The sequence below is a fragment of the Pseudomonas sp. B21-012 genome (genome assembly GCF_024749305.1).
Classification (GTDB): Bacteria; Pseudomonadota; Gammaproteobacteria; order Pseudomonadales; family Pseudomonadaceae; genus Aquipseudomonas.
The window spans coordinates 5716206-5739175 of the sequence record NZ_CP087197.1 but is presented as its reverse complement, the minus strand read 5'-3'; the positions used below and the strand labels follow the sequence as shown (position 1 = coordinate 5739175).

22 protein-coding genes and 1 other RNA gene are annotated in these 22970 nt (G+C 63.4%); 13 read left to right on the top strand and 10 right to left on the bottom strand.

The window, feature by feature from the left end:
- Nucleotides 1-19: 19 nt before the first annotated feature.
- A complete protein-coding gene (ppk1, locus tag LOY37_RS26400; RefSeq protein ID WP_045201039.1) occupies nucleotides 20-2251 on the top strand; it encodes a polyphosphate kinase 1 in 2232 nt (743 codons plus the stop codon).
- On the opposite strand, the gene ppx is transcribed toward ppk1, so the two are convergent.
- Entirely contained in the window at nucleotides 2238-3740 is a 1503-nt protein-coding gene (ppx, locus tag LOY37_RS26395) for an exopolyphosphatase (protein WP_258717228.1), read from the bottom strand. The two genes, ppk1 and ppx, sit on opposite strands and share 14 nt — an antisense overlap.
- Nucleotides 3741-3981: 241 nt before the next feature.
- Between ppx and trxA the strand changes: the two genes are divergently transcribed.
- The 5 genes from trxA (at nucleotide 3982) to LOY37_RS26370 (ending at nucleotide 9283) form a co-directional block, all read left to right on the top strand.
- Nucleotides 3982-4311 (top strand): thioredoxin TrxA, encoded by a 330-nt coding sequence (gene trxA, locus LOY37_RS26390; RefSeq protein WP_195885292.1) that lies wholly within the window; start codon nucleotides 3982-3984, stop codon nucleotides 4309-4311.
- Nucleotides 4312-4540: 229 nt separating this feature from the next.
- Nucleotides 4541-5800, top strand: a complete 1260-nt coding sequence (rho, locus tag LOY37_RS26385; RefSeq protein WP_028942380.1) for a transcription termination factor Rho — start codon at nucleotides 4541-4543, stop codon at nucleotides 5798-5800.
- Nucleotides 5801-5929: 129 nt separating this feature from the next.
- Complete coding sequence (ubiD, locus tag LOY37_RS26380) at nucleotides 5930-7396, top strand: 4-hydroxy-3-polyprenylbenzoate decarboxylase (protein WP_045201047.1); 1467 nt, start codon at nucleotides 5930-5932, stop codon at nucleotides 7394-7396.
- Nucleotides 7397-8365, top strand: coding sequence for a CDP-6-deoxy-delta-3,4-glucoseen reductase (locus LOY37_RS26375; protein ID WP_045201050.1), 969 nt, complete (start codon nucleotides 7397-7399; stop codon nucleotides 8363-8365).
- A gap of 276 nt (nucleotides 8366-8641) precedes the next feature.
- The gene (locus tag LOY37_RS26370; RefSeq protein ID WP_045201052.1) at nucleotides 8642-9283 is read left to right on the top strand and encodes a gamma-glutamylcyclotransferase; all 642 of its coding nucleotides are present in this window, start codon (nucleotides 8642-8644) and stop codon (nucleotides 9281-9283) included.
- Between the two features lie 16 nt (nucleotides 9284-9299).
- On the opposite strand, the gene LOY37_RS26365 is transcribed toward LOY37_RS26370, so the two are convergent.
- Nucleotides 9300-10277, bottom strand: a complete 978-nt coding sequence (locus tag LOY37_RS26365; RefSeq protein WP_045201054.1) for an NADPH:quinone oxidoreductase family protein — start codon at nucleotides 10275-10277, stop codon at nucleotides 9300-9302.
- Nucleotides 10278-10433: 156 nt separating this feature from the next.
- Between LOY37_RS26365 and LOY37_RS26360 the strand changes: the two genes are divergently transcribed.
- Nucleotides 10434-10838, top strand: a complete 405-nt coding sequence (locus LOY37_RS26360) for a flagellar basal body-associated protein FliL (protein ID WP_045201057.1) — start codon at nucleotides 10434-10436, stop codon at nucleotides 10836-10838.
- On the opposite strand, the gene LOY37_RS26355 is transcribed toward LOY37_RS26360, so the two are convergent.
- The 4 genes from LOY37_RS26355 to LOY37_RS26340 all read right to left on the bottom strand — a co-directional run bounded on the left by LOY37_RS26355 (nucleotide 10839) and on the right by LOY37_RS26340 (nucleotide 16187).
- Entirely contained in the window at nucleotides 10839-11957 is a 1119-nt protein-coding gene (locus LOY37_RS26355) for an ABC transporter permease (protein WP_045201059.1), read from the bottom strand.
- On the bottom strand, nucleotides 11957-14680 hold the full coding sequence (gene rbbA, locus LOY37_RS26350) for a ribosome-associated ATPase/putative transporter RbbA (protein ID WP_258716043.1): 2724 nt from the start codon (nucleotides 14678-14680) through the stop codon (nucleotides 11957-11959). The genes LOY37_RS26355 and rbbA overlap by 1 nt, the downstream gene beginning before the upstream one ends.
- Nucleotides 14677-15636 carry an HlyD family secretion protein gene (locus tag LOY37_RS26345; protein WP_195885934.1) on the bottom strand — a complete coding sequence of 320 codons (960 nt, stop codon included), beginning with the start codon at nucleotides 15634-15636 and terminating at the stop codon, nucleotides 14677-14679. Before LOY37_RS26345 ends, rbbA begins: the two co-directional genes overlap by 4 nt.
- A 101-nt stretch (nucleotides 15637-15737) precedes the next feature.
- A complete protein-coding gene (locus tag LOY37_RS26340; protein WP_258716042.1) occupies nucleotides 15738-16187 on the bottom strand; it encodes an EVE domain-containing protein in 450 nt (149 codons plus the stop codon).
- A gap of 178 nt (nucleotides 16188-16365) precedes the next feature.
- Between LOY37_RS26340 and LOY37_RS26335 the strand changes: the two genes are divergently transcribed.
- Nucleotides 16366-16506, top strand: coding sequence for a hypothetical protein (locus LOY37_RS26335; protein WP_165392175.1), 141 nt, complete (start codon nucleotides 16366-16368; stop codon nucleotides 16504-16506).
- On the opposite strand, the gene LOY37_RS26330 is transcribed toward LOY37_RS26335, so the two are convergent.
- From LOY37_RS26330 to LOY37_RS26315, 4 genes are all read right to left on the bottom strand, one after another.
- The gene (locus tag LOY37_RS26330) at nucleotides 16487-17107 is read right to left on the bottom strand and encodes a 5-formyltetrahydrofolate cyclo-ligase (protein ID WP_045201067.1); all 621 of its coding nucleotides are present in this window, start codon (nucleotides 17105-17107) and stop codon (nucleotides 16487-16489) included. The two genes, LOY37_RS26335 and LOY37_RS26330, sit on opposite strands and share 20 nt — an antisense overlap.
- Nucleotides 17108-17187: 80 nt before the next feature.
- A non-coding RNA gene (ssrS, locus tag LOY37_RS26325) (6S RNA) lies at nucleotides 17188-17365 on the bottom strand.
- Between the two features lie 18 nt (nucleotides 17366-17383).
- A complete protein-coding gene (locus LOY37_RS26320) occupies nucleotides 17384-17701 on the bottom strand; it encodes a cell division protein ZapA (protein WP_258716041.1) in 318 nt (105 codons plus the stop codon).
- The gene (locus tag LOY37_RS26315) at nucleotides 17698-17907 is read right to left on the bottom strand and encodes a TIGR02449 family protein (protein ID WP_010221172.1); all 210 of its coding nucleotides are present in this window, start codon (nucleotides 17905-17907) and stop codon (nucleotides 17698-17700) included. Before LOY37_RS26315 ends, LOY37_RS26320 begins: the two co-directional genes overlap by 4 nt.
- Nucleotides 17908-18059: 152 nt before the next feature.
- Here LOY37_RS26315 and LOY37_RS26310 point away from each other — a divergent pair, with 152 nt between their 5' ends.
- The 5 genes from LOY37_RS26310 to LOY37_RS26290 are packed head-to-tail and all read left to right on the top strand — an operon-like array spanning nucleotide 18060 to nucleotide 22874.
- A complete protein-coding gene (locus tag LOY37_RS26310; RefSeq protein WP_093378230.1) occupies nucleotides 18060-18614 on the top strand; it encodes a YecA family protein in 555 nt (184 codons plus the stop codon).
- 23 nt (nucleotides 18615-18637) lie between these two features.
- The gene (gene pepP, locus LOY37_RS26305) at nucleotides 18638-19972 is read left to right on the top strand and encodes a Xaa-Pro aminopeptidase (protein ID WP_045201072.1); all 1335 of its coding nucleotides are present in this window, start codon (nucleotides 18638-18640) and stop codon (nucleotides 19970-19972) included.
- Nucleotides 19969-21162 (top strand): 2-octaprenyl-6-methoxyphenyl hydroxylase, encoded by a 1194-nt coding sequence (gene ubiH / locus LOY37_RS26300; protein ID WP_045201074.1) that lies wholly within the window; start codon nucleotides 19969-19971, stop codon nucleotides 21160-21162. The genes pepP and ubiH overlap by 4 nt, the downstream gene beginning before the upstream one ends.
- A 2-nt stretch (nucleotides 21163-21164) precedes the next feature.
- Nucleotides 21165-21647: a DUF4442 domain-containing protein gene (locus tag LOY37_RS26295; protein WP_045201076.1), complete on the top strand. Its 483-nt coding sequence runs from the start codon at nucleotides 21165-21167 to the stop codon at nucleotides 21645-21647.
- Nucleotides 21648-21656: 9 nt separating this feature from the next.
- The gene (locus tag LOY37_RS26290; protein WP_258717227.1) at nucleotides 21657-22874 is read left to right on the top strand and encodes a 2-octaprenyl-3-methyl-6-methoxy-1,4-benzoquinol hydroxylase; all 1218 of its coding nucleotides are present in this window, start codon (nucleotides 21657-21659) and stop codon (nucleotides 22872-22874) included.
- Nucleotides 22875-22970 lie beyond the last annotated feature (96 nt).

Here is a 22970-nt window from a genome sequence, read left to right as displayed (position 1 = left end):
CGCCCTTCAGGAACGCTAGATGAATAACGAAGTACTTACCGACGTTGCAGTCAAAGACGCCCAGCCCGTGCCCGAGCAACTGGTCGAGACCCCGCCACAGCCGCCTGCGGTGGCCGAGCCGGTGGTCGAGGCCCCGGCGCCGGCGCCAGTGGCTGCGCCTGCCATCGTCATTCCCGGTCTGGACGACAGCAGCCTGTACATTCACCGCGAATTGTCCCAGCTGCAGTTCAACATCCGCGTGCTTGAGCAGGCGCTGGATGAGTCCTATCCGCTGCTGGAGCGGCTGAAGTTCTTGCTGATCTTCTCCAGCAACCTGGATGAGTTCTTCGAAATTCGTGTGGCGGGCCTGAAGAAGCAGATCACCTTTGCCCGTGAACAGGCCGGCGCCGACGGCTTGCAGCCGCACCAGGCGCTGGCGCGGATCAGCGAGCTGGTGCACGGCGAGGTCGATCGCCAGTACGCGATCCTCAACGACGTGCTGCTGCCGGAGCTGGAAAAGCACCAGATCCGCTTCATTCGCCGCCGCCACTGGAACACCAAGCTCAAGACCTGGGTGCGGCGCTTCTTCCGCGACGAAATCGCGCCGATCATTACCCCGATCGGCCTCGATCCGACTCACCCGTTCCCGTTGTTGGTGAACAAGAGCCTGAACTTCATCGTCGAGCTTGAAGGCATCGACGCCTTCGGCCGCGATTCGGGCCTGGCGATCATCCCGGCGCCGCGTTTGCTGCCGCGGGTGATCAAGGTGCCGGAAGAGGTCGGTGGGCCTGGCGACAACTATGTGTTCCTGTCGTCGATGATCCACGCTCACGCCGATGACCTGTTCCAGGGCATGAAGGTCAAGGGTTGCTATCAGTTCCGCCTGACCCGCAACGCCGACCTGGCGCTGGACTCCGAAGATGTCGAAGACCTGGCCCGGGCCCTGCGCGGCGAGCTGTTCTCGCGTCGTTACGGCGATGCGGTGCGCCTGGAAGTGGCCGACACTTGCCCCAAACACCTCTCCGACTACCTGCTCAAACAGTTCAGCCTGAGCGAGAGCGAGCTGTACCAGGTCAACGGCCCGGTCAACCTGACCCGGCTGTTCAGCATCACCAGCCTGGACAGCCATCCGGAGCTGCAATACACGCCGTTTACCCCTGCAATCCCCAAGCTGTTGCAGAACAGCGAGAACATTTTCAGCGTGGTCAGCAAGCAGGACATCCTGCTGATGCACCCCTTCGAGTCGTTCACCCCGGTAGTCGACCTGCTGCGCCAAGCCGCCAAGGACCCGCATGTACTGGCTGTGCGCCAGACCCTGTACCGCAGCGGTGCCAACTCGGAGATCGTCGACGCGCTGGTCGACGCCGCGCGTAACGGCAAGGAAGTCACTGCGGTGATCGAGCTGCGTGCGCGTTTCGACGAAGAGTCCAACCTGCAGATGGCCAGCCGCCTGCAGGCCGCCGGTGCGGTGGTGATCTACGGTGTGGTGGGCTTCAAGACCCACGCCAAGATGATGCTGATCCTGCGCCGCGAAGCCGGCGAGATCGTCCGCTATGCGCACCTGGGTACCGGTAACTACCACGCCGGCAACGCCCGCCTGTACACCGACTACAGCCTGCTGACCTCCGACGACGCCCTGTGCGAAGACGTCGGCAAGCTGTTCAGCCAGCTGATCGGCATGGGCAAGACCCTGCGCATGAAGAAGCTGCTGCACGCGCCGTTCACCCTGAAAAAGGGCATGCTCGACATGATCGCGCGCGAAACCCAGTTCGCCCTCGACGGCAAGCCTGCGCACATCATCGCCAAGTTCAACTCGCTGACCGATCCGAAGATCATCCGCGCGCTGTACAAGGCCAGCCAGTCAGGGGTGCGTATCGACCTGGTGGTGCGAGGCATGTGCTGCCTGCGTCCGGGCATTGCCGGGGTGTCGCACAACATTCAGGTGCGCTCGATCATCGGCCGCTTCCTCGAGCACACGCGGGTGTTCTACTTCCTCAATGGTGGTGAAGAGCAGATGTTCCTCTCCAGCGCCGACTGGATGGAGCGCAACCTCGACAAGCGCGTCGAGACCTGCTTCCCGGTCGAGGGCAAGAAACTGATCCTGCGGGTGAAAAAGGAACTCGAAGGGTATCTGACCGACAACACCCACGCCTGGATCCTGCAACCGGACGGCCGTTACGTACGCAGTACGCCAACCGGCAACCAGAACCCGCGCAGTGCCCAGGCCGCTCTGCTCGAGCGCCTGAGCAACCCGGTGCTTATCGTACGCTGAGGACGAAACCGACCCGGGCCAGCCATTCTGCCTCCAGGCCGAAGTCGGCCTGGGTCAGCTGGTTTTCTTCCAGCCAGCCGGCCGGGAACTCGACGTCCAGGCTGTCGCCCTTGGCGTGCAGGGTGACCTTGGGCATCTGCTGGGTGCCGCGGATGTGATGGAACAGGATCGCGAAGCGCAACAGTACGCACAGGCGAATCAGCTTGGCGGCGTCCTCGCCGAATTCGGCGAACTTATCCTTGGGAATGTTGCGGCGATGGCCGCGCACCAACAGCGCCAGCATCAGCTGGTCTTCCCGGGAAAAGCCGGCCAGGTCGGAGTGCTCGATCAGGTAGGCGCCGTGCTTGTGGTAATGGTAGTGAGCGATGTCCAGGCCCACTTCATGCACCTTGGCTGCCCAGCCCAGCAGTTCACGCCAGATGCCGTCTTCCAGGTCCCAGGCTTTGGCCACCTGGTCGAAGGCGTGCAGCGCCTTGCGCTCGACCCGTGCCGCCTGGCCCTGGTCAACGTGATAACGCTCCATCAGCGAGGTCAGGGTGCGCTCGCGCACGTCTTCGTGGTGGTGGCGGCCGAGCAGGTCGTAGAGCACGCCTTCACGCAGGGCGCCGTCGCAGTGGTCCATGCGCTGCAGCTCAAGGGCGTCGAAAATCGCTTCGAGAATCGCCAGGCCCGCCGGGAAGATCGCCCGGCGGTCGGGTTTGACCCCGTCAAAATCGATCTTGTCGGTTTCTCCCAGCTTGAACAGCTTGCGCTTGAGCCAGGCCAGGCCTTCGGCATTGACCTCGCCGCTGCCCATGCCGCCGGATTTGAGCGCCAGGCCGATGGCGCGGATGGTCCCCGAGGAGCCGATGGCTTCGTCCCAGGTCAGGCGATGCAGGGCGTTCTCGATGCTCATCAGCTCCAGCCTTGCGGCGGTGTAGGCCTGGGCATAACGCGCCGGGGTGATCTTGCCGTCGCGGAAATAACGCTGGGTATAGCTGACGCAGCCCATCTGCAGGCTTTCGCGCAGCAGCGGTTCAAAGCGCTGGCCAATGATGAATTCGGTACTGCCGCCGCCGATATCAGCGACCAGGCGCTTGCCTGGCGTGTCGGCCAGCGTGTGGGACACGCCGAGGTAGATCAGGCGCGCTTCTTCACGACCGGAGATGACTTCCACCGGGTGGCCGAGGATGGCTTCGGCGCGGCGGATGAATTCGCCGCGGTTGCGGGCTTCGCGCAGGGCGTTGGTGCCAACGATGCGCACGGCGCCATCGGGCATGCCGTTGATCAGTTGGGCAAACCGCTTGAGGCAGTCCAGGCCGCGTTGCATGGACTCTTCGCTGAGCTGGCGCTCTTCATTGATGCCGGCGGCCAGCTGAACTTTTTCGCCGAGCCGCTCAAGGATGCGGATCTCGCTATGGTGGGCCTTGGCGACCACCATGTGAAAACTGTTGGAGCCCAGGTCTATGGCAGCGATCAAGGACAGATTCTTGGCTGTGGTTTGCGGCATGGTCATGGGTTCTCGGTCGATAACCCGGCAATCCTGCCACGATCCGGCGCTGGCGCCAACGCGCAGCGTATCAAGGCTTGATATGGGGCAGGTTGTGCGGGAATTATGACTTTCCCGTGACAGCAGCGATATGCGCGGTCATGCACAACTATAGTTACACTCAATCGTTCCTGGCTTCCTGTAGGCAGCCGGTGCAGCTATGATGGGCCACGTTTTTTTGCTTACGACCTTGGAGACTTCCATGAGCAGCGATCTTATCAAACACGTCACCGACGCCACCTTCGAAGCCGAAGTCCTGAAGGCTGAAGGCCCGGTGCTGGTCGACTACTGGGCTGAATGGTGCGGCCCTTGCAAAATGATCGCTCCGGTTCTGGACGACATCGCCACTACCTACGCGGGCAAAGTGACCATCGCCAAGCTGAACATCGACGACAACCAGGAAACCCCGGCCAAGCATGGCGTGCGTGGCATCCCGACGCTGATGCTGTTCAAGAACGGCAATGTCGAGGCCACCAAGGTCGGCGCGCTGTCGAAATCTCAGTTGCAGGCGTTCCTGGACGCCAATATCTGAGTGAAATTAGCCCCGCATTCGTCGGGGCTTTTCTTTATCTGGTGACTAGACGCCAGAAAAAGCAGGTGTTACATTCGGCCTCGCACTGTTTCTTCGGTGCCCTCTGCACGCCGTCGCCGACGCATCCCTAATTCGAATCAGTACGCGATCCTGTCGCCTTCTTTGCGGCGCGGCTTCATTAAGCCAGAAGCTTAATTCCCCCTTCTTACATGATTACGTCACTCCCCTTATGAACCTGACTGAACTCAAGCAAAAGCCGATTACCGATCTGCTCGAAATGGCCGAACAGATGGGCATAGAAAATATGGCCCGTTCGCGCAAGCAAGATGTGATTTTCTCCCTGTTGAAAAAGCATGCGAAAAGCGGCGAGGAAATCTCCGGTGACGGCGTGCTGGAGATTCTCCAGGACGGCTTCGGCTTCCTGCGCTCGGCCGATGCCTCGTACCTGGCCGGCCCGGACGACATCTACGTGTCGCCAAGCCAGATCCGTCGCTTCAACTTGCGTACCGGCGACACCATCGTCGGCAAGATCCGCCCGCCAAAAGAAGGCGAGCGTTACTTCGCCCTGCTGAAAGTCGACACCATCAACTTCGACCGGCCGGAAAACGCGAAGAACAAGATCCTGTTCGAAAACCTGACGCCGCTGTTCCCTAACGAGCGCCTGAAGATGGAAGCCGGCAACGGCTCCACCGAAGACCTCACCGGCCGGGTTATCGACCTTTGCGCCCCGATCGGCAAAGGCCAGCGCGGCCTGATCGTCGCTCCGCCAAAAGCGGGCAAGACCATCATGCTGCAGAACATCGCGGCCAACATCACCCGTAACAACCCCGAGTGCCACCTGATCGTTCTGCTGATCGACGAGCGCCCGGAAGAAGTAACCGAAATGCAGCGCACCGTGCGCGGCGAAGTGGTTGCCTCGACCTTCGACGAGCCGCCAACCCGCCACGTGCAGGTTGCCGAAATGGTTATCGAGAAGGCCAAGCGCCTGGTTGAACACAAGAAAGACGTGGTCATCCTGCTCGACTCCATCACCCGTCTGGCCCGTGCCTACAACACCGTGATCCCGAGCTCCGGCAAGGTCCTCACCGGTGGTGTCGATGCCCACGCCCTGGAGAAGCCGAAGCGTTTCTTCGGCGCCGCGCGTAACATCGAAGAGGGCGGCTCGCTGACCATCATCGCCACCGCACTGGTTGAAACCGGCTCGAAGATGGACGAAGTGATCTACGAGGAGTTCAAGGGTACCGGCAACATGGAACTGCCCCTGGACCGCAAGATCGCCGAGAAGCGCGTCTTCCCGGCCATCAACATCAACCGTTCGGGTACCCGTCGCGAAGAGCTACTGACCGCCGACGACGAGCTGCAGCGCATGTGGATCCTGCGCAAGCTGCTGCACCCGATGGATGAAGTGGCTGCCATCGAGTTCCTGATCGACAAACTCAAGCAGACCAAGACCAACGACGAGTTCTTCTTGTCGATGAAGCGCAAGTAAACTGTTGCGCTGGGCAAGAGCCGGGGCGACCCGGCTTTTTGCTATCTGTACTTTGGCTATTCTGAGCAGCCGAGTTCGGCGCTACACTCTGCAGCCCGACCGCTACGGCAGCCAATACGAGGCTTTTGCATGCAGTATCGCGATTTGCGCGACTTTATCCGTGGCCTGGAACAGCGCGGCGAACTCAAGCGCATCCAGGTGCCGATCTCTCCAGTCCTGGAAATGACCGAAGTCTGCGACCGCACCCTGCGCGCCAAAGGCCCGGCCCTGCTGTTCGAAAAACCTACCGGCTTCGACATCCCGGTGCTGGGCAACCTGTTTGGCACCCCGGAGCGGGTGGCCATGGGCATGGGCGCCGAGTCGGTCAGCGAGCTGCGTGAAATCGGCAAGCTGCTGGCCTTTCTCAAAGAGCCCGAGCCGCCGAAAGGCCTCAAGGACGCCTGGTCGAAGCTGCCGATCTTCAAGAAGGTCGTGTCCATGGCGCCGAAGGTGGTCAAGGACGCGGCATGCCACGAAGTGGTCATCGAAGGCGATGATGTCGACCTCGGCCTGCTGCCGGTGCAGCACTGCTGGCCGGGCGACGTTGCGCCGCTGATCACCTGGGGCCTGACAGTGACCCGCGGGCCGAACAAGGACCGCCAGAACCTCGGCATCTACCGTCAACAGGTGATTGGCCGCAACAAGGTCATCATGCGCTGGTTGAGCCATCGCGGCGGCGCCCTGGACTATCGCGAATGGTGCGAGAAGCACCCGGGTCAGCCGTTCCCGGTGGCGGTGGCCCTGGGCGCCGACCCGGCGACCATCCTTGGCGCCGTGACCCCGGTGCCCGATACCCTCTCCGAGTACGCCTTCGCCGGCCTGTTGCGCGGCAACCGTACCGAGCTGGTCAAGTGCCGTGGCAACGACCTGCAGGTGCCAGCCACCGCTGAAATCATCCTCGAAGGCGTGATCCATCCGGGTGAAATGGCCCCGGAAGGCCCGTACGGCGACCACACCGGCTACTACAACGAAGTCGACAGCTTCCCGGTGTTCACCGTCGAGCGCATCACTCACCGCAGCAAGCCGATCTATCACAGCACCTACACCGGCCGTCCGCCGGATGAGCCGGCGATTCTGGGTGTGGCGCTGAACGAAGTATTCGTGCCGATCCTGCAAAAGCAGTTCCCGGAAATCACCGACTTCTACCTGCCGCCGGAAGGCTGCTCGTACCGCATGGCGGTGGTGACCATGAAAAAGCAGTACCCAGGACACGCCAAGCGCGTGATGCTGGGTGTCTGGTCGTTTTTGCGACAGTTCATGTACACCAAGTTCGTTATCGTCACGGACGACGATATCAACGCGCGGGACTGGAACGACGTGATCTGGGCGATTACCACGCGCATGGACCCCAAGCGCGACACGGTAATGATCGACAACACCCCGATCGACTACCTGGACTTTGCTTCGCCGGTGTCCGGTTTGGGGTCGAAGATGGGCCTGGATGCGACGCACAAGTGGCCGGGAGAAACCACCCGCGAGTGGGGACGGGTCATCGTCAAGGACGAAGCCGTCACCCGGCGGATCGATGAGCTGTGGAACCAGTTGGGAATAGACTAAATGCAGGTAACCTTGCAGCCGTCCGGGGCCGTGTTGGCGCTCAAGCCCGGAGAAAGGATTCTGGATGCGGCGCGACGCCTGGGCTACGACTGCCCGCAAAGCTGTCGCAATGGCAACTGCCATGTCTGCGCCGCGCTGCTGGTCGAGGGCCGAGTGCGTCAGGATGGCGTCGAGCGTGATCATGGCGAGCTGTTCACCTGCATCGCCGAGCCACTGGAGGACTGCGTCTTGTTGTGGGATGGCGTGCTGGCCCTGGGCGAGCTGCCGGTACGGACCCTGGCCTGTCAGCTCAGCGAGTGTGTCGAAGTCGGCGGCGACGTCTGGCGCGTGCGCCTGCGGGCGCCTGCCGGCAAGCCACCGCGCTACCATGCTGGCCAGTACCTGATGATCGAGCGAGACAGCGGCGACAAGGCTGCCTTCTCGCTGGCCTCGGCGCCGCACAGTGGCCGCGACCTCGAGCTGCATGTACTGGCCCGCGAGAACAGTGCCCTGGAGCTGATCGCTCAGTTGCGGCGCAACGGCATGGCGCGGCTGCAGATGCCCTTTGGTGACACCCACCTGGCCGAATTGCCGGACGGCCCGCTGGTGCTGATCGCGGCCGGCACCGGCATGGCGCAGATGCACAGCCTGATCGAACATTGCCGGGCCAGCGGCTTCAAGCACCCGGTGCACCTGTACTGGGGCGTGCGCCTACCGGACGACTTCTACCAGATCGAGCACTGGGCCGAGTGGGAGAGCCTGCCCAACCTGTTCCTGCACAAGGTGGTCAGCGACCTGTGCGGCTGGGAAGGGCGCTGCGGCCTGTTGCACGAGGCGGTATGCGAAGACATCAGTGACCTGGCCGGTGTGCATGTGTACGCCAGCGGTTCGCCAAACATGATCTACGCCACCCTCGACGCACTGGTCGACGCCGGCATGGATGCGCATCAAATGCGCGCCGATGTATTCGCTTATGCCCCGCGCAATTGATTGACGGAATAAGGCACGCTGCAACAGCGTGCCGGTTTAAATAACTGCCGGTGCCGCCAGCGGTGATAAGCCACTAATTATTGCCGGCAACGAAAATAACTTTCGCTACACTTGAAACAGTGCACCTGTTATCGCACCGGTGCGGCCTTTATCGCCGTCTCATGGCGTCTGGGGGCTTGTATTGCGGCGCTTATCTGCCGTACGGTAACTCTGTGCACAGTGCGTTGCTTTATAGTGCAATGCGTTGGTAATTCATGGGGAAGTGTGGCGGCAGCTATGTCGGCGATCGAAACGGTATCTTTGAATGTGGCCTATCCGCCGTTGCTTGATTTCGGCGAACAGTTAACTCGCGAGCAACTTGTGCATTCAGTTCAACACACCATGTCCCGGCACCAGGGTGGCCCGGTATGGTTGTTTGCCTACGGCTCATTGATCTGGCGCCCGGAGTGCAATGCCGCCGAACGGCGACGGGCACGGGTGCACGGCTATCATCGCGGGCTGTATTTGTGGTCCCACGAGCACCGCGGCACGCCGGAATGCCCCGGGCTGGTATTCGGTCTTGATCGTGGTGGTTCATGCAGTGGTTTTGCCTACCGCCTGCCGGACGACTGCCTGGAAGATTCGTTGCTGGCCTTGTGGCAACGAGAAATGCCTTACCCTGCGTACCGCCCGCACTGGCTCAACTGCCGGCTTGAGGATGGCAGCAAGGTCCAGGCCCTGGGTTTTGTGCTCGAACGGCACTTGCCGTGCTACGCCGGCAACCTGCCGGACACCCTGCTCAGCCAGATTTTCGCCAATGCCAAGGGCCGTTACGGCAGCACCCGCGATTATGTCGAGCAGACCCTCAATGCCTTGCGCAGCCATGCCATGCCCGATCGCAACCTGGAGGCGCGTTTTCGGCGCTGCCATTCCAGGTAGGAGCGGGCTCAGCTGTTCAGGCCATGGTCACCACCAGCTTGCCCACCGCCTTGCGCTGGCCCAGCATCTCGATGGCTGCACCTGCTTCAGCCAGCGGGAAGGTCTGCGATACCAGCGGCTTGAGCTTGCCTTCGGCGAACCAGGCAAACAGCTGCTGGAAGTTCGCCGCATTGTCGGCCGGCTGGCGCTGGGCAAAGGCGCCCCAGAACACCCCGAGCACCGCTGCACCTTTGAGTAGCGCCAGGTTCACTGGCAGCTCGGGGATGCGCCCGCTGGCAAAACCGACCACCAGCAGCCGGCCATTCCAGGCAATGCCGCGTACCGCCTGGTCAAACAGATCGCCGCCAACCGGGTCGTAGATCACATCGGCGCCGTTGCCGCCGGTCAGGCGCTTGATTTCGTCCTTGAGGCTGGTTTCGCTGTAGTTGATCAGCTCGTCGGCGCCTGCCGCCTTGGCTACGGCAAGTTTCTCGGCGCTGCTGGCGGCGGCAATCACCCGCGCGCCCATGGCCTTGCCGATTTCCACCGCCGCCAGGCCAACCCCGCCCGAGGCGCCCAGCACCAGCAGGGTTTCCCCGGCCTTGAGCTGGCCGCGCTGGCTGAGCGCATGCATCGAGGTGCCGTAGGTCATGCCGAAGGCCGCCGCCGTGGTGAAGTCCATCTGCGCCGGGATCGGCAATACGTTGTAGGCCGGCACCGCCACTTGTTCGGCAAAGCTGCCCCAGCCGGTCAGGGCCATGACCCGGTCGCCGATCTTCAGGTTGCCGGCTTTTTCACCCACGGCGCTGACCACGCCGGCGGCTTCGCCCCCAGGGGAGAACGGCAGCGGCGGCTGGAACTGGTACTTGCCTTCGATGATCAGGGTGTCGGGAAAGTTGACCCCGGCGGCCTGCACGTCGAGGAGGATCTCGTTCTTTTTCGGCACGGGGCTGGCGACTTCTTCCAGGACCAGGTTTTGCGCCGGGCCAAGGGCTTTGCACAACACTGCTTTCATCGGGACTATTCCTTTGCGCGTAGTGGCCGATAAGTGTAGGTGGGCGAGGTGCCGGGTCAACGAGCATGGCCCGCCCTGATAGGCCGGCATAAGCCCGGGCTTGGGTTTGACCGGTGCGCTGGGTATGCTGGCGCCAACTGTATGAGGAGCGAATTCGTGAAAGCGTGGATCTTGATGGTACTGGCGCTGATGCTGCCGATGGCGGCCATGGCCGAGGAAGCCAAGGAAGGGGAACCGAAGGTCTCCTACATTTCCCTGAGCCCGCCTTTTGTGGGCAATTACGCCCTTGATGGCGGGCCGAAGCTGCGCGTGTACAAGGCCGACGTGGCCCTGCGGGTAAACAGCGATGCCGCCGCCGCAGCGGTAAAGCATCATGAGCCGCTGATCCGCAACCAGCTGGTGGCGCTGTTCACCCAGCAGAACCTGGAGGCCATGAGTAACGTCGAGGCCAAGGAAAAACTGCGTCAGGAAGCCCTGAAGCAGGTCCAGCAGGTGCTCGAATCCGAAGAAGGCAAGCCGACCGTCGACGACCTGCTGTTCAACAACCTGATCGTCCAGTAATCACGAGGTCAGGCTGCGGCGAAAACGCGCCAGGGCAATAGCGAAGAAGGCCAGGCCAATGGCGGCGAGCGCCGCGATGTCTGGCCAGACCACTGCCAGCCCGGCGTCACGGAACAGGATCGCCGCGCTGAGGCTGACGAAGTGGGTCGAGGGCGAGCCCTGCATGACCCACTGCAGCCATTGCGGCATGCTGTCCAGCGGCGTGCTGCCGCCTGACAGCAACAGCATCGGGATGATCACCGGAATCGCCAGCAGGCCGAATTGCGGAGTCGAGCGCGCCAGGGTGGCGAGGAAGATCCCCAATGCGGTGCTGGCGAACAGGTACAGCGCCGTCACCGCCAGGAACAACCCCAGCGATCCCGCCAGCGGTACCCCCAGCGCGCCCTTGACGATCACCTCAAGCGATACCCAGGTGCACAGCACCACCACCAGGGCGTTGCTGGCGATCTTCGCCAGCATGATTTCCAGCGCGGTCAGCGGCAGCACCAGCAGGTGGTCGAGGGTGCCGTGCTCGCGCTCGCGCAGCAGTGCCGTGCCGGTGAGGATGATGGCCAGGATGGTGATGTTGTTGACGATCTGGATCACCGCCAGAAACCAGCCGCCCTCAAGGTTGGGGTTGAACAACGCCCGGGCACTGAGCAGCGCCGGGCTGCCGGCGGTAGCCGAGCCCTGCTTGGCATAGTCGAGCAGCTCGCGCTCGACGATCCTGCCGATGTAACCGGCGCCCATGAACGCCTGGCTCATGGCCGTGGCGTCGACGTTGACTTGCAGCTCGGGCGAGCGCCCGGCCAGCAGGTCGGTCTGGAAGTTCACCGGTACGTTGATCACGAAGGTGTAGCGGCCGCTGTCCAGGGCCTGGTCGAGCTGGTCGTAGGGCAACGGCACGGCGTGCTGGAATTCCGGTGGTTGCAGGGCCTCTGCGAGCTTGCGCGAGACCAGGCTGTGGTCTTCGTCGATGATCGCCACGCTGGCGTTGTGCACGCCGATCACCGAGCCTGCGGCCGGCATGTAGATCGCCACGCTGAAGGCGTACAGCAGGAACAACAGCAGCACGCTGTCGTGGCGCAGGCTGGTCAGCTCCTTGAGCCCCAGGCGCAGGGTATGTGCCAGGCGATGCATCAGACCTCCTGCTTCTTCAGCATGGCCAGACTCAGGCCAGTGAAACCGACAAAGAAGCCCAGCAGCGCCAGGCACTGGGGCCAGAGTTCGCGCAGGTCCAGGGCTTTGGTAAAGGTGCCGACGGCGATATCGAGAAAGTAACCGGCCGGGAACAGCTGGCCCATCAAGGCCGCCGCGCCATCGAGCGAGGAACGCGGCACGATCAGCCCGGAGAACTGGATGGTCGGCAGGCTGGTGATGATCATGGTGCCGAGGATCGCGGCGATCTGCGTGCGGGTGAACGCCGAGATCAGCAGGCCCAGGCTGGTGGTCGCCAGCAGGTAGAGCACGCCGCCGCAGGCCAGGGCCAGGGCGCTGCCCTTGAACGGCACGCCGAACAGCCAGCGGTTCATTGCTACCAGCAGCGCCAGGTTGACCAGGCTTACCGCCAGGTAGGGCGCCTGTTTGCCGAGCAGGAACTCCAGGCGGGTCAGGGGCGTGGCATAGAAGTTGGTGATCGAGCCCAGCTCTTTTTCGCGCACGATGCCCAGTGCGGTGAGCATTGCCGGAATGAACGCCAGGATCAGCGCCATGACCCCGGGGCCGATGGCGTTGACGCTGACCACGTCCTGGTTGTAGCGAAAGCGGGTTTCCAGGCGCACTGGAGTTTGCCCGGCCCGGGCCTTGCTGCTCAGCGCCGCCAGTTGTTCGAGGTTGCCCTGGTGCACGGCTTCGACATAGTTACGGCTGGTCTCGGCGCGAAATGGCATGCCGCCATCCAGCCAGGCTGCTACCACCGGCTGGCGACCGGCGTGCAGTTCGCGACCAAAACCTGGTGGAATCTCCAGGGCCAGCTTGATTTCCGAGCGCTGCAGGCGTTTGTGCAACTGTGCGGCATCGCGAATTGGCGTCTGTTCGGCGAAGTAGCGCGAGCCGCGGAAGGCTTCAAGATAAGCGCGGCTTTGCGGGCTCTGGTCCTGGTCATAAACGGCGAAAGCGAGGTTTTCCACGTCCAGGGAGATGCCGTAGCCGAAGATCACCATCATGAACAGCGCGCCAAGCAGGGCGAACGCCAGGCGCACTTTGTCGCGCAGCAGTTCCTTGCCTTCGCGGGTGGCGACGGCGACCAGGCGCTTGAGGCTGAAGCCATGGCGCAGGGGTTGCGTTGCTGTATTGGCCGGGCTGTCGAACTGGGTTGGGGCCGTTGGCGCTTCGCTGGCGCCCTGGGCCTGTTCCAGGCAGGTGACGAAGGCATCTTCCAGGGTTTCACCGCCGAACTGCTGCTGCAGCGCCGCCGGGGTGTCGCAGGCCAGGACCTTGCCGGCATGCATCAGGGAGATCCGGTCGCAGCGCAGGGCTTCATTCATAAAGTGAGTAGAGAGGAAGATCGTCACTCCCTGGTCCCGTGACAGCTCGATCAGCAGGCGCCAGAAATCGTCGCGTGCTGCCGGGTCCACACCTGAGGTGGGCTCGTCGAGGATCAGCACTTCCGGGCGGTGCAATACCGCCACTGCCAGCGACAGGCGCTGGCGCAAACCCAGGGGCAGGGCGCCGGACTGCTGGTCGGCGATGGCGCCCAGATCGAAACGCTCGATCAGCTCAGCGATGCGCGGGCCGCTGTCGGCCTTGGGCAGGTCGAACAGCCGCGCATGCAGTTCAAGGTTCTGCCGCACGCTGAGTTCGCCATACAGCGAGAAGCTTTGGGACATGAAGCCAACGCGCTTGCGCGTGGCCAGGTCCTTGGCGTTCACCGGGCGACCGAGCAGGGTGGCGCTGCCCTCGCTGGCCGGCATCAGCCCGGTGAGCACCTTCATGGTGGTGGTCTTGCCGCAGCCGTTGGAACCGAGAAAACCGAAGATCTCGCCACGGCCGATGGCGAAACTGACCTTGTTCACGGCGGTGAAGTCACCAAAGCGCAAAGTCAGTTCATGGGCTTCGATAGCGATCTCGGCATCGCCGCTATCGCGCGGCGGGATCACCAGGGGCTGCTGGCTGCGCCGGCTGTCGCCCTGAAAGTGGGTAAAGGCGTCATCGAGCTTGTGGCTGGCGGTGGCTGCGGCCAGCTCTTCGCTCAAGCCTGCGGCAATCAGCCGGCCACGATCGAGCATCAGACAGTGTTCGAACTGTTCGGCCTCTTCCATGTAGGCCGTGGCGACCAGCAGGGTCAGTTGCGGGCGTTCCTGGCGCACCTGCTCGACCAGCTCCCAGAAGCGCCGGCGCGACAGCGGGTCGACGCCAGTGGTGGGTTCGTCGAGGATCAGCAGGTCCGGTTCGTGGATCAGCGCACAGCACAGGCCGAGCTTCTGCTTCATGCCGCCCGACAACTTGCCCGCCGGGCGTTCGGCAAAGCGCAGCAGGTCGGTGGCCAGCAGCAGGTTGTGCATGCGCTGCTCGCACTCCGTGGCGCCAAGGCCGAACAGGGTGGCGAAGAAGCGGATGTTCTCGCTGATCGACAGCTCGGGGTAAAGGTTGCCACCCAACCCCTGGGGCATGAAGGCGATACGCGGGTAGAGGCTGTTGCGATGGCGGCGCTGGCGGATCGAGCCGCCAAGCACCTGCAGTTCGCCGCTTTGCAGCTTCTTCACCCCGGCGATCAGCCCGAGCAGGCTCGACTTGCCGGCGCCGTCCGGGCCGATCAGGCCGCAGCGGGTGCCGGCCGGCAGGCTGAAGGCAATGTCCTGCAGGGCGTTCAGCCCGCCGTAGCGGTGGTTGATGCCCTCGGCGTGCAGCGCCAGCGCGCTCATTGCAGGTTGGCCGGCCAGTCCACATCAGCGGTGCGCACATAGCCTGCGCCCGGCATGCCGGGTTTGGCCTGGGGCACGGCGCTTGGTTCGGTCAGGCGCAGCTTGACCCGGAACACCAGCTTTTGGCGCTCGTCACGGGTTTCCACCTGTTTGGGGGTGAACTGCGCCTTGGCCGCGACGAAGGCGATCTTCGCCGGCAAGGCCCGGTCGGGCAGGGCGTCGAGAACGATGCGCGCCTGGTCGCCGACGGTCAGGCGGCCGGTCGTGGAGGCGGGCAGGTAAAGGTTCATGTACTGGTCGCTGGGGTCGATCAGCATCAGCACGCGGCCGCCGGCACCGAGCACTTCACCTGGCTCGGCCAGGCGCAGCTGGATCACGCCGTTGATGGGCGCGCGCAGGCTGCTGTCGTCGATTTCGCTGGTCAGCTGTGCCACCTGGGCTTCAGCGGCGCCGATGGCGGCCTTGATTGCCGCCAGTTGCGCGCGGGCGGCGACCACGGCGGAGTTGCTGGTGTCGTAGCGGGCCTGCTGCTGGTCGAGCAGCTGCTGGCTGGCATATTTGCGCTGGAAGATCTCGCGGACGCGCTTGAGCTCCTGGCTGGCCAGCAGTTGTTCGCTCTGGCGCAATTGCACCGTGGCCTGGGCGGCGGAGTAGTTTTCCCGGGCCCGTAGCACTTCGGCTTCGGCCTGGTTGCGCTGGGCTTCGAGGGTGCGGGTGTCGATGCGGGCGAGCAACTGGCCCTGCTTGACGGTATCGCCTTCGTCGACCAGCACCTCGGCCAGGCGCCCGGGGATCTTGCTGGCGATCTGCACTTCGGTGGCTTCGAGCCTGCCGTTGCCCATGCTCAGGCCTTCGGGCAGGCGGTCATGCAGGGACTTCCAGTAGCCCAGGCCTCCCGCGGCCAGGAGCAGGGCGATCAAGGCACCGGCGAAGAATTTCGGGGCGTGTTGGCTCATCGACATGGTTGGGCAATCCTTGCTGCATTAACGTCAAATTGTGACGCCGCACCGATCCTGGTGCGTTGATGTTCGTCAAATGAGCGGCAATCCTACCCTGTTTAGCGCAGTGCGAGTACCGCTGCCCACTGTTCGGCGGTCACCGGCATCACTGAAAGGCGGCTGCCTTTCTGTACCAGCGGCAGTTCAGTCAGCGCGGATTGCTGCTTGAGGTAACCCAGTTGCAGGACCTTGCTGAAGGTTTCGACATGGGCGACATCGACGGCGCTCCAGGGGTTCTTTTCGTCGTTGGCCTTGGCGTCGAAGTAGTGGCTTTGCGGGTCGAGTGCTGTGGGATCGGGATAGGCTGCGGCACTGATGCGGGCAATGCCGGCAATGCCCGGCTCCGGGCAACTGGAATGGTAGAAAAAGAACTGGTCACCGACTGCCATGGCACGCAAGAAATTGCGTGCCTGGTAGTTGCGCACGCCATCCCAGCGCGCTTCGCCCAGCCGCGCGAGGTCCTTGATCGAGAGTTCGTCGGGCTCGGATTTCATCAGCCAGTAGGCCATGGGTGGTGCTCCAGACAATGTTTGAAATAACCTGTTTCAGGAAACCGACGGTCGGTTGGCGTCAACGTTTGCGTGTCGCCTCAGGTTGTCGGAGAATGCGCGCATTTTAAGCTTGACGCTGCTGCAACAACAAAAACGTTGCTGACAACGTGATCAGTTTGCCTGAGGGGGGCAATCGATGAATCGCAAACCGGATTTGCTCTGGATTCTGGTGTTTCTGTTCGGTTTGGGTGTTGTCACTACCGGTTATGCGCAAAGCCTTTGGGAACGCAAACTCGACGCCCCCTACGAAATGCCGGTCAATCCGCAACAGCGTTAATAGCCAGGTACCAGCCACGGTCCGAGACCGTCCCCTGCAGCGGCACATCCCAGCTGGCTTGCGCCAGTCGTTCGACCTTCTGGCACTCATGCGCCAGGCCCAGCAGCAAGGGCTTTTTCCAGGCCTTGCGGCGGGCCTGATAGGCGAGGCTGCGGTCATAGAATCCGCCGCCCATGCCCAGCCGGCCCCCCACTTCATCAAAACCCACCAGCGGTAGCAGGATCAGGTCCAGCGCCCAGATCGGCCGTTGCCGGGCCAGGCTGATGTGCGGCTCGGGGATGCGAAAGCGGTTGCGCCGCAGCTTCTCGCCGGCTTCGATGCGCTGGAACACCATCTTGGTTTTTGGCCAGGCGTGTAGCACCGGCAGGTAGGTGCGCTTGCCGCGGCGCTGGGCCTCACGCATCAGCAGGCGCGGGTCGATCTCGCAATCATTGGGCAGGTACAGAGCGATGTGCCGAGCCCGGCGGAACAGCGGATGCTGCGCGAGCTGACGGTACAGGCCACGGGCTGCCTGGCGTTGCTCGGCCGGCGTCAGGGCGCGGCGGGCATCGCGAAGCAGGCGGCGAAGCTGGGGGCGGGTAAGCGGCGCGGTGTCGGTCATGGCACGGGCGGTCCCAGAGTGGGCTGCCACCCGCGGGGTGACAGCTCAATTGCCCGCGCAGAAGGGCGGGCAAAGAATTCAGGCTCCCCGACGAACCGCTGTCGGTGTAGCCCTTGAACCCGAAAGTTCAAGGTGGAGATTGCAGGAGGCGTTAAGGCTTTCCGTCAAGCGGACATGCACACCGGCCCCACGTGCAACCCCCGTGGTTGTGCGTATCGGCTCAGGGACATGACCGACTGGCAAGCACTCCAGGGAGTGGCGCCAGTATACCGATACTCAACCCTTATTTGAATCTTGATCGTCGGCCAATGCCTGATCGACGCGTTCAAGCAGGTCGCGCACCTGTTCACGGGTGGCGCCGCCCGCCGGCACATCCGGACGTTCCTGGTTGTGCAGCAGGTCGTGGGTAATGTTCAGCGCAGCCATCACGGCGATGCGGTCGGCACCGATGACTTTGCCGCTGCTGCGGATTTCGCGCATCTTGCCGTCCAGGTAGCGCGCGGCGCTGACCAGGTTGCTGCGTTCTTCCGGCGGACAGATGATCGAATATTCTTTGTCGAGAATCTGAACAGTGACGCTATTGCTTGAGCTCATGAGTCTTGCTCCAGGGCCTTGAGTCGCAAAATCATCGATTCGACCTTACGCCGGGCGATTTCATTTTTTTCGATGAGGTGGGCGCGCTCTTCGCGCCAGGATTTTTCCTGAGCTAATAAGAGTGCGTTTTGCCGTTTTAGTTGCTCGACCCGCTCAATCAGCAGTTCGAATCGGCCCATCAGCGCTTGCAGATCGTTCTCTTGCATTGGTTGCCACTCGATTCGGTCGTGCGGGTGGTTGCCCGGTTTATGCCCTGGCCGGCCCGGAGTTGGCCGCGTCGATGGTCTTGGCGCGCCTGCCGGTGCTAGGATACAAGGTCTTCATTCTAGTCATTGCGCCGTCTGGCGCCTAGTTGCCCATGCCCAATATCAATTCGCCGTACACCGCCTTCGCCACCTTGCTCAGCAGCAACGGGCATCCTGTTTCCCCTGCCGAACTGCACGGGCTGTTGCTCGGGCGCAGCTGCGCCGGTGCCGGCTTCGATGCCGAGGCATGGTTGGCAGACGCCGCCGGCCTGCTGGAAAGCGAACCGGCAGACAACGTTCGTAACGCCTTGATCGGCCTGCAAGAAATGGTCAAGGGCGAACTGACCAGCGACGATATCACCGTGGTGCTGTTGCTGCCGGGTGATGATGAGCCGCTGACCGAGCGTGCCACCGCCCTGGGTCAATGGTGCCAGGGCTTCATTGCCGGTTTCGGTTTGAATGCCGGTGGCAAGGACCTGAGCACCGAGGCCAAGGAAGTGCTGCAGGACCTGGTCGCGATCTCTCAGGTTCAGGACGCCCTGGAAGAGTCCGAAGACGGCGAAAACGACTATATGGAAGTCATGGAATACCTGCGCGTCGCCCCGCTGCTGCTCTACACCGAGCTGAAGCAGCCGGTCGAGCCTGCGGCCAAACCTTCGTTGCACTGATCAACCACGGACTGCCACTGCCCATGAGCCACATCCCCAAGTCGGAATACGCCCGTCGACGCAAGGCGCTGATGGCGCAGATGGAACCCAACAGCATCGCCATCCTGCCCGCCGCCGCGGTTGCCATCCGCAACCGCGACGTCGAGCACGTGTACCGCCAGGACAGCGACTTCCAGTACCTCAGCGGCTTCCCCGAGCCTGAGGCGGTGATCGCCCTGATCCCCGGCCGCGAGCACGGCGAGTACGTATTGTTCTGCCGCGAGCGCAATCCCGAGCGCGAGCTCTGGGACGGCCTGCGCGCTGGCCAGGAAGGGGCGATCCGCGATTTTGGCGCCGATGATGCTTTCCCCATCACCGATATCGACGACATCCTCCCCGGCCTGATCGAAGGTCGCGACCGGGTGTATTCGGCCATGGGCAGCAACGCCGAGTTCGACCGCCACTTGATGGAGTGGATCAACGTCATCCGCTCCAAAGCGCGCCTGGGTGCGCAGCCGCCGAACGAATTCGTTGCCCTGGATCATCTGCTGCACGACATGCGCCTGTATAAATCGGCGGCGGAAGTGAAAGTGATGCGCGAGGCCGCAGCGATTTCTGCGCGTGCCCACGTGCGGGCCATGCAGGCCTGCCGCGCCGGTTTGCGCGAATACAGCCTGGAAGCCGAGCTCGACTACGAGTTCCGCAAGGGCGGGGCGAAGATGCCGGCCTACGGCTCGATCGTCGCCGCCGGGCGCAACAGCTGCATCCTGCATTACCAGGAGAACGACGCGCCGCTCAAGGACGGCGACCTGGTGCTGATCGACGCCGGTTGCGAGATTGACTGCTACGCCAGCGACATCACTCGCACTTTCCCGGTCAGCGGGCGTTTTTCGCCGGAGCAGAAGGCCATCTACGAGCTGGTGCTCAAGGCCCAGGAAGCGGCCTTTGCGGTCATCGCCCCGGGCAAGCACTGGAATCACGCCCATGAGGCCACGGTGCAAGTGATTACCGAAGGCCTGGTGGAACTGGGCCTGCTCAAGGGCCAGGTGCACGAACTGATTGAAAGCGAAGCCTATCGGGCTTTCTACATGCACCGCGCCGGGCACTGGCTGGGCATGGATGTGCATGATGTCGGCGAGTACAAGGTCGGCGGCCAGTGGCGAGTGCTCGAGCCGGGCATGGCCCTGACTGTTGAACCGGGCATTTACATTGGTGCCGATAACCAGAGTGTCGCGAAAAAATGGCGTGGCATCGGTGTGCGAATCGAGGATGACGTAGTGGTAACCAAGCAGGGCTGTGAAATCCTGACCTCCGGCGTACCCAAGACGGTTGCCGAAATCGAAGCCTTGATGGCTGCTGCGCGCAGTGCCGCAGCATGAGCCGGGTCAACCTTGCGATCATTGGCGGCGGCCTGGTCGGCGCCAGCCTCGCCCTGGCCCTGCAAGCCGGCGCCAAGGCGCGTGGCTGGAAGATCCTGCTGATCGAGCCGTTCGCCCCGGGTGACAGTTTTCAGCCGAGCTATGACGCCCGCTCTTCGGCGTTGTCTTTCGGTACCCGGCAAATCTACGAGCGTCTTGGCCTGTGGCAACAGATCAGCCGCCGCGCCGAGCCGATCCGTCAGATCCAGGTCTCCGACCGTGGCCGTTTTGGCGCCACCCGCCTGGACGCCCTGGAAGAAGGGGTACCGGCGCTCGGCTACGTGGTCGAGAACGCCTGGCTTGGCCAGTGCCTGTGGCAGGGCCTGGACGCTGAGGTGGTGAGCTGGCGCTGCCCGGCGGAGGTCACCGCCCTGCAGCCGCTGGAAGACGGTTACCGGCTGTCGCTCAACGACGACACCACGCTTGAATGCGACCTGGCGGTACTGGCCGATGGCGGCCGTTCCGGCCTGCGCGAGCAACTGGGTATTCATGTCAGCCAGCGGCCGTACAACCAGAGCGCCCTGATCGCCAATATCACCCCGAGCGAAGCCCACTGCGGCCAGGCTTTCGAGCGCTTTACCGACGAAGGGCCGATGGCCTTGCTGCCATTGCCGGAGAACCGCTGCGCGCTGGTCTGGACCCGTGCCGGTATGGACGCCAAGCGCCTGGCCGAGCTGGACGAACGCAGCTTCCTCAGCGAGCTGCAGGACGTGTTTGGCTACCGCCTCGGTGCGCTGCGCCAGGTCGGTGCCCGGCACTTGTATCCGCTGTCGCTGGTCGAGGCCCAGGAGCAGGTGCGCCCGCATCTGGTAGTCCTTGGCAACGCCGCACACAGCCTGCACCCGATTGCCGGGCAGGGCTTCAACCTGTCACTGCGCGATGTGCAGTCGCTGGCCGACGGCTTGCTGGCCAGCCCTGGAGTGCCGGGTGATTTCGCCACCCTGCAGGCCTACCGCGAGCGCCAGCGCCTGGACCAGGACCTGACCGTGGGCTTCTCCGACCGCGTCACCCGATTGTTCGGCAGCGCCCAACCCTTGGTCGCTACCGGCCGCAACCTGGGCCTGCTCGGCCTCGACCTGCTGCCTCCGGCCAAGCGCTGGTTCGCCCGCCAGGCCATGGGCCTGGGAACTCGCCCGGATCCACGGAGCTGAGCATGAGCGACCCGCGCAAACTGGCCCGGCGCGCGCGCAGGCTGCGCTGGCTGCTGAATATCTACCCGCCGTACCTGGGCGCGGGCATTCGCGTGCTCAGCGTCAGCCCCGACCTGCGCCACATCCGCGTGCGCATGGGCCTGCGCTGGTTCAACCGCAACTATGTCGGCACCCAGTTCGGCGGCAGCCTGTACTCGATGGTCGACCCGTTCTACATGCTGATGCTGATGGAGCTGCTCGGGCGTGAGTACATCGTCTGGGACAAGGCCGCCAGCATCGATTTCGTGTCGCCGGGCAAGGGCCCGGTGTTCGCCGACCTGCGCATCGACGATGCCCTGCTCGACGACATCCGCCAGCACACCGCCGGCGGCAAAAAGTACCTGCCACGACTTCAGGTCGATATCCGCGACGCCGCCGGTGAACTGGTGGCGCGGGTCGACAAAACCCTTTACGTGCGGCTCAAGCCGCAAGCGAGACAGGCTTAAGGCATGGAAATGCGCGCAGATCTGTTGATTGTCGGTGCCGGTATGGTCGGCAGCGCCCTGGCCCTGGCGTTGCAGCACAGCGGCCTGGAAATTCTCTTGCTCGACGGCAGCCCCTTGTCGATCAAACCCTTCGACCAGCAGTCGGCGTTTGAGCCGCGGGTCAGCGCCTTGTCGGCGGCCAGCCAGCGCATTCTCGAACGCCTGGGCGCCTGGCAGGGAGTCAGCGAGCGACGCCTGAGCCCCTACTCGGACATGCACGTGTGGGATGGCAGCGGCACCGGCCAGATCCACTTCTCGGCGGCCAGCGTGCACGCCGAAGTGCTTGGCCATATCGTCGAGAACCGGGTAGTGCAGGATGGCCTGCTGGAGCGTCTGCACGACAGCGAAATCGGCCTGCTGGCCAATGCCCGCCTGGAGCAGATGCGCCGCTCTGGCGACGACTGGCTGCTGACCCTGGCCGACGGCCGTACCCTGCGTGCGCCGCTGGTGATTGCCGCCGACGGTGCCAACTCGGCGGTACGCCGCCTGACTGGCTGCGAGACCCGCGAGTGGGATTATCTGCACCACGCCATCGTCACCAGCGTGCGTTGTGCCCGGCCACATCAGTCGACCGCCTGGCAGCGCTTTACCGACGAGGGGCCGCTGGCGTTCCTGCCGTTGTTGCGCGATGGCCAGCAGGACTGGTGCTCGATCGTCTGGTCGACCACGCCCGAGCAGGCTGAACACTTGATGGCCTTGAGCGACGAGGCGTTCTGCGCCGAGCTTGAGCGCGCCTTCGAAGGGCGCCTGGGCGGCGTCCTGCAGGCCGACCCACGGGTTTGCGTGCCGCTGCGCCAGCGTCACGCCAAGCGTTACGTGGCCGAAGGCCTGGCGCTGATCGGCGATGCCGCGCACACCATCCACCCGCTGGCCGGGCAGGGCGTCAACCTCGGTTTCCTTGATGCCGCGGTTCTGGCCGAAGAGTTGCTGCATGCCTACGAGCGTGGCGAGCGCCTGGCTGATATTCGCGTGCTGAGCCGTTTCGAGCGCCGACGCATGCCGCACAACCTGGCCTTGATGGCGGCGATGGAAGGCTTCGAGCGCTTGTTCCAGGCCGATCCACTGCCGTTGCGCTGGTTGCGCAACAGCGGCCTGAAATGGATCGAGCAATTGCCGGAAGCCAAGGCCCTGTTCGTGCGCCAGGCCTTGGGCTTGAGCGGTGACCTGCCGGAACTGGCGCGGGCCTGAGGGCCCCGCAACATCTGGTAACTCCTCCCTTGTGAGTTCGGTTGAGAAGGCAAATGGGATTAACTACCATTTGCGCCTCTCATGAATTCCGAGGAC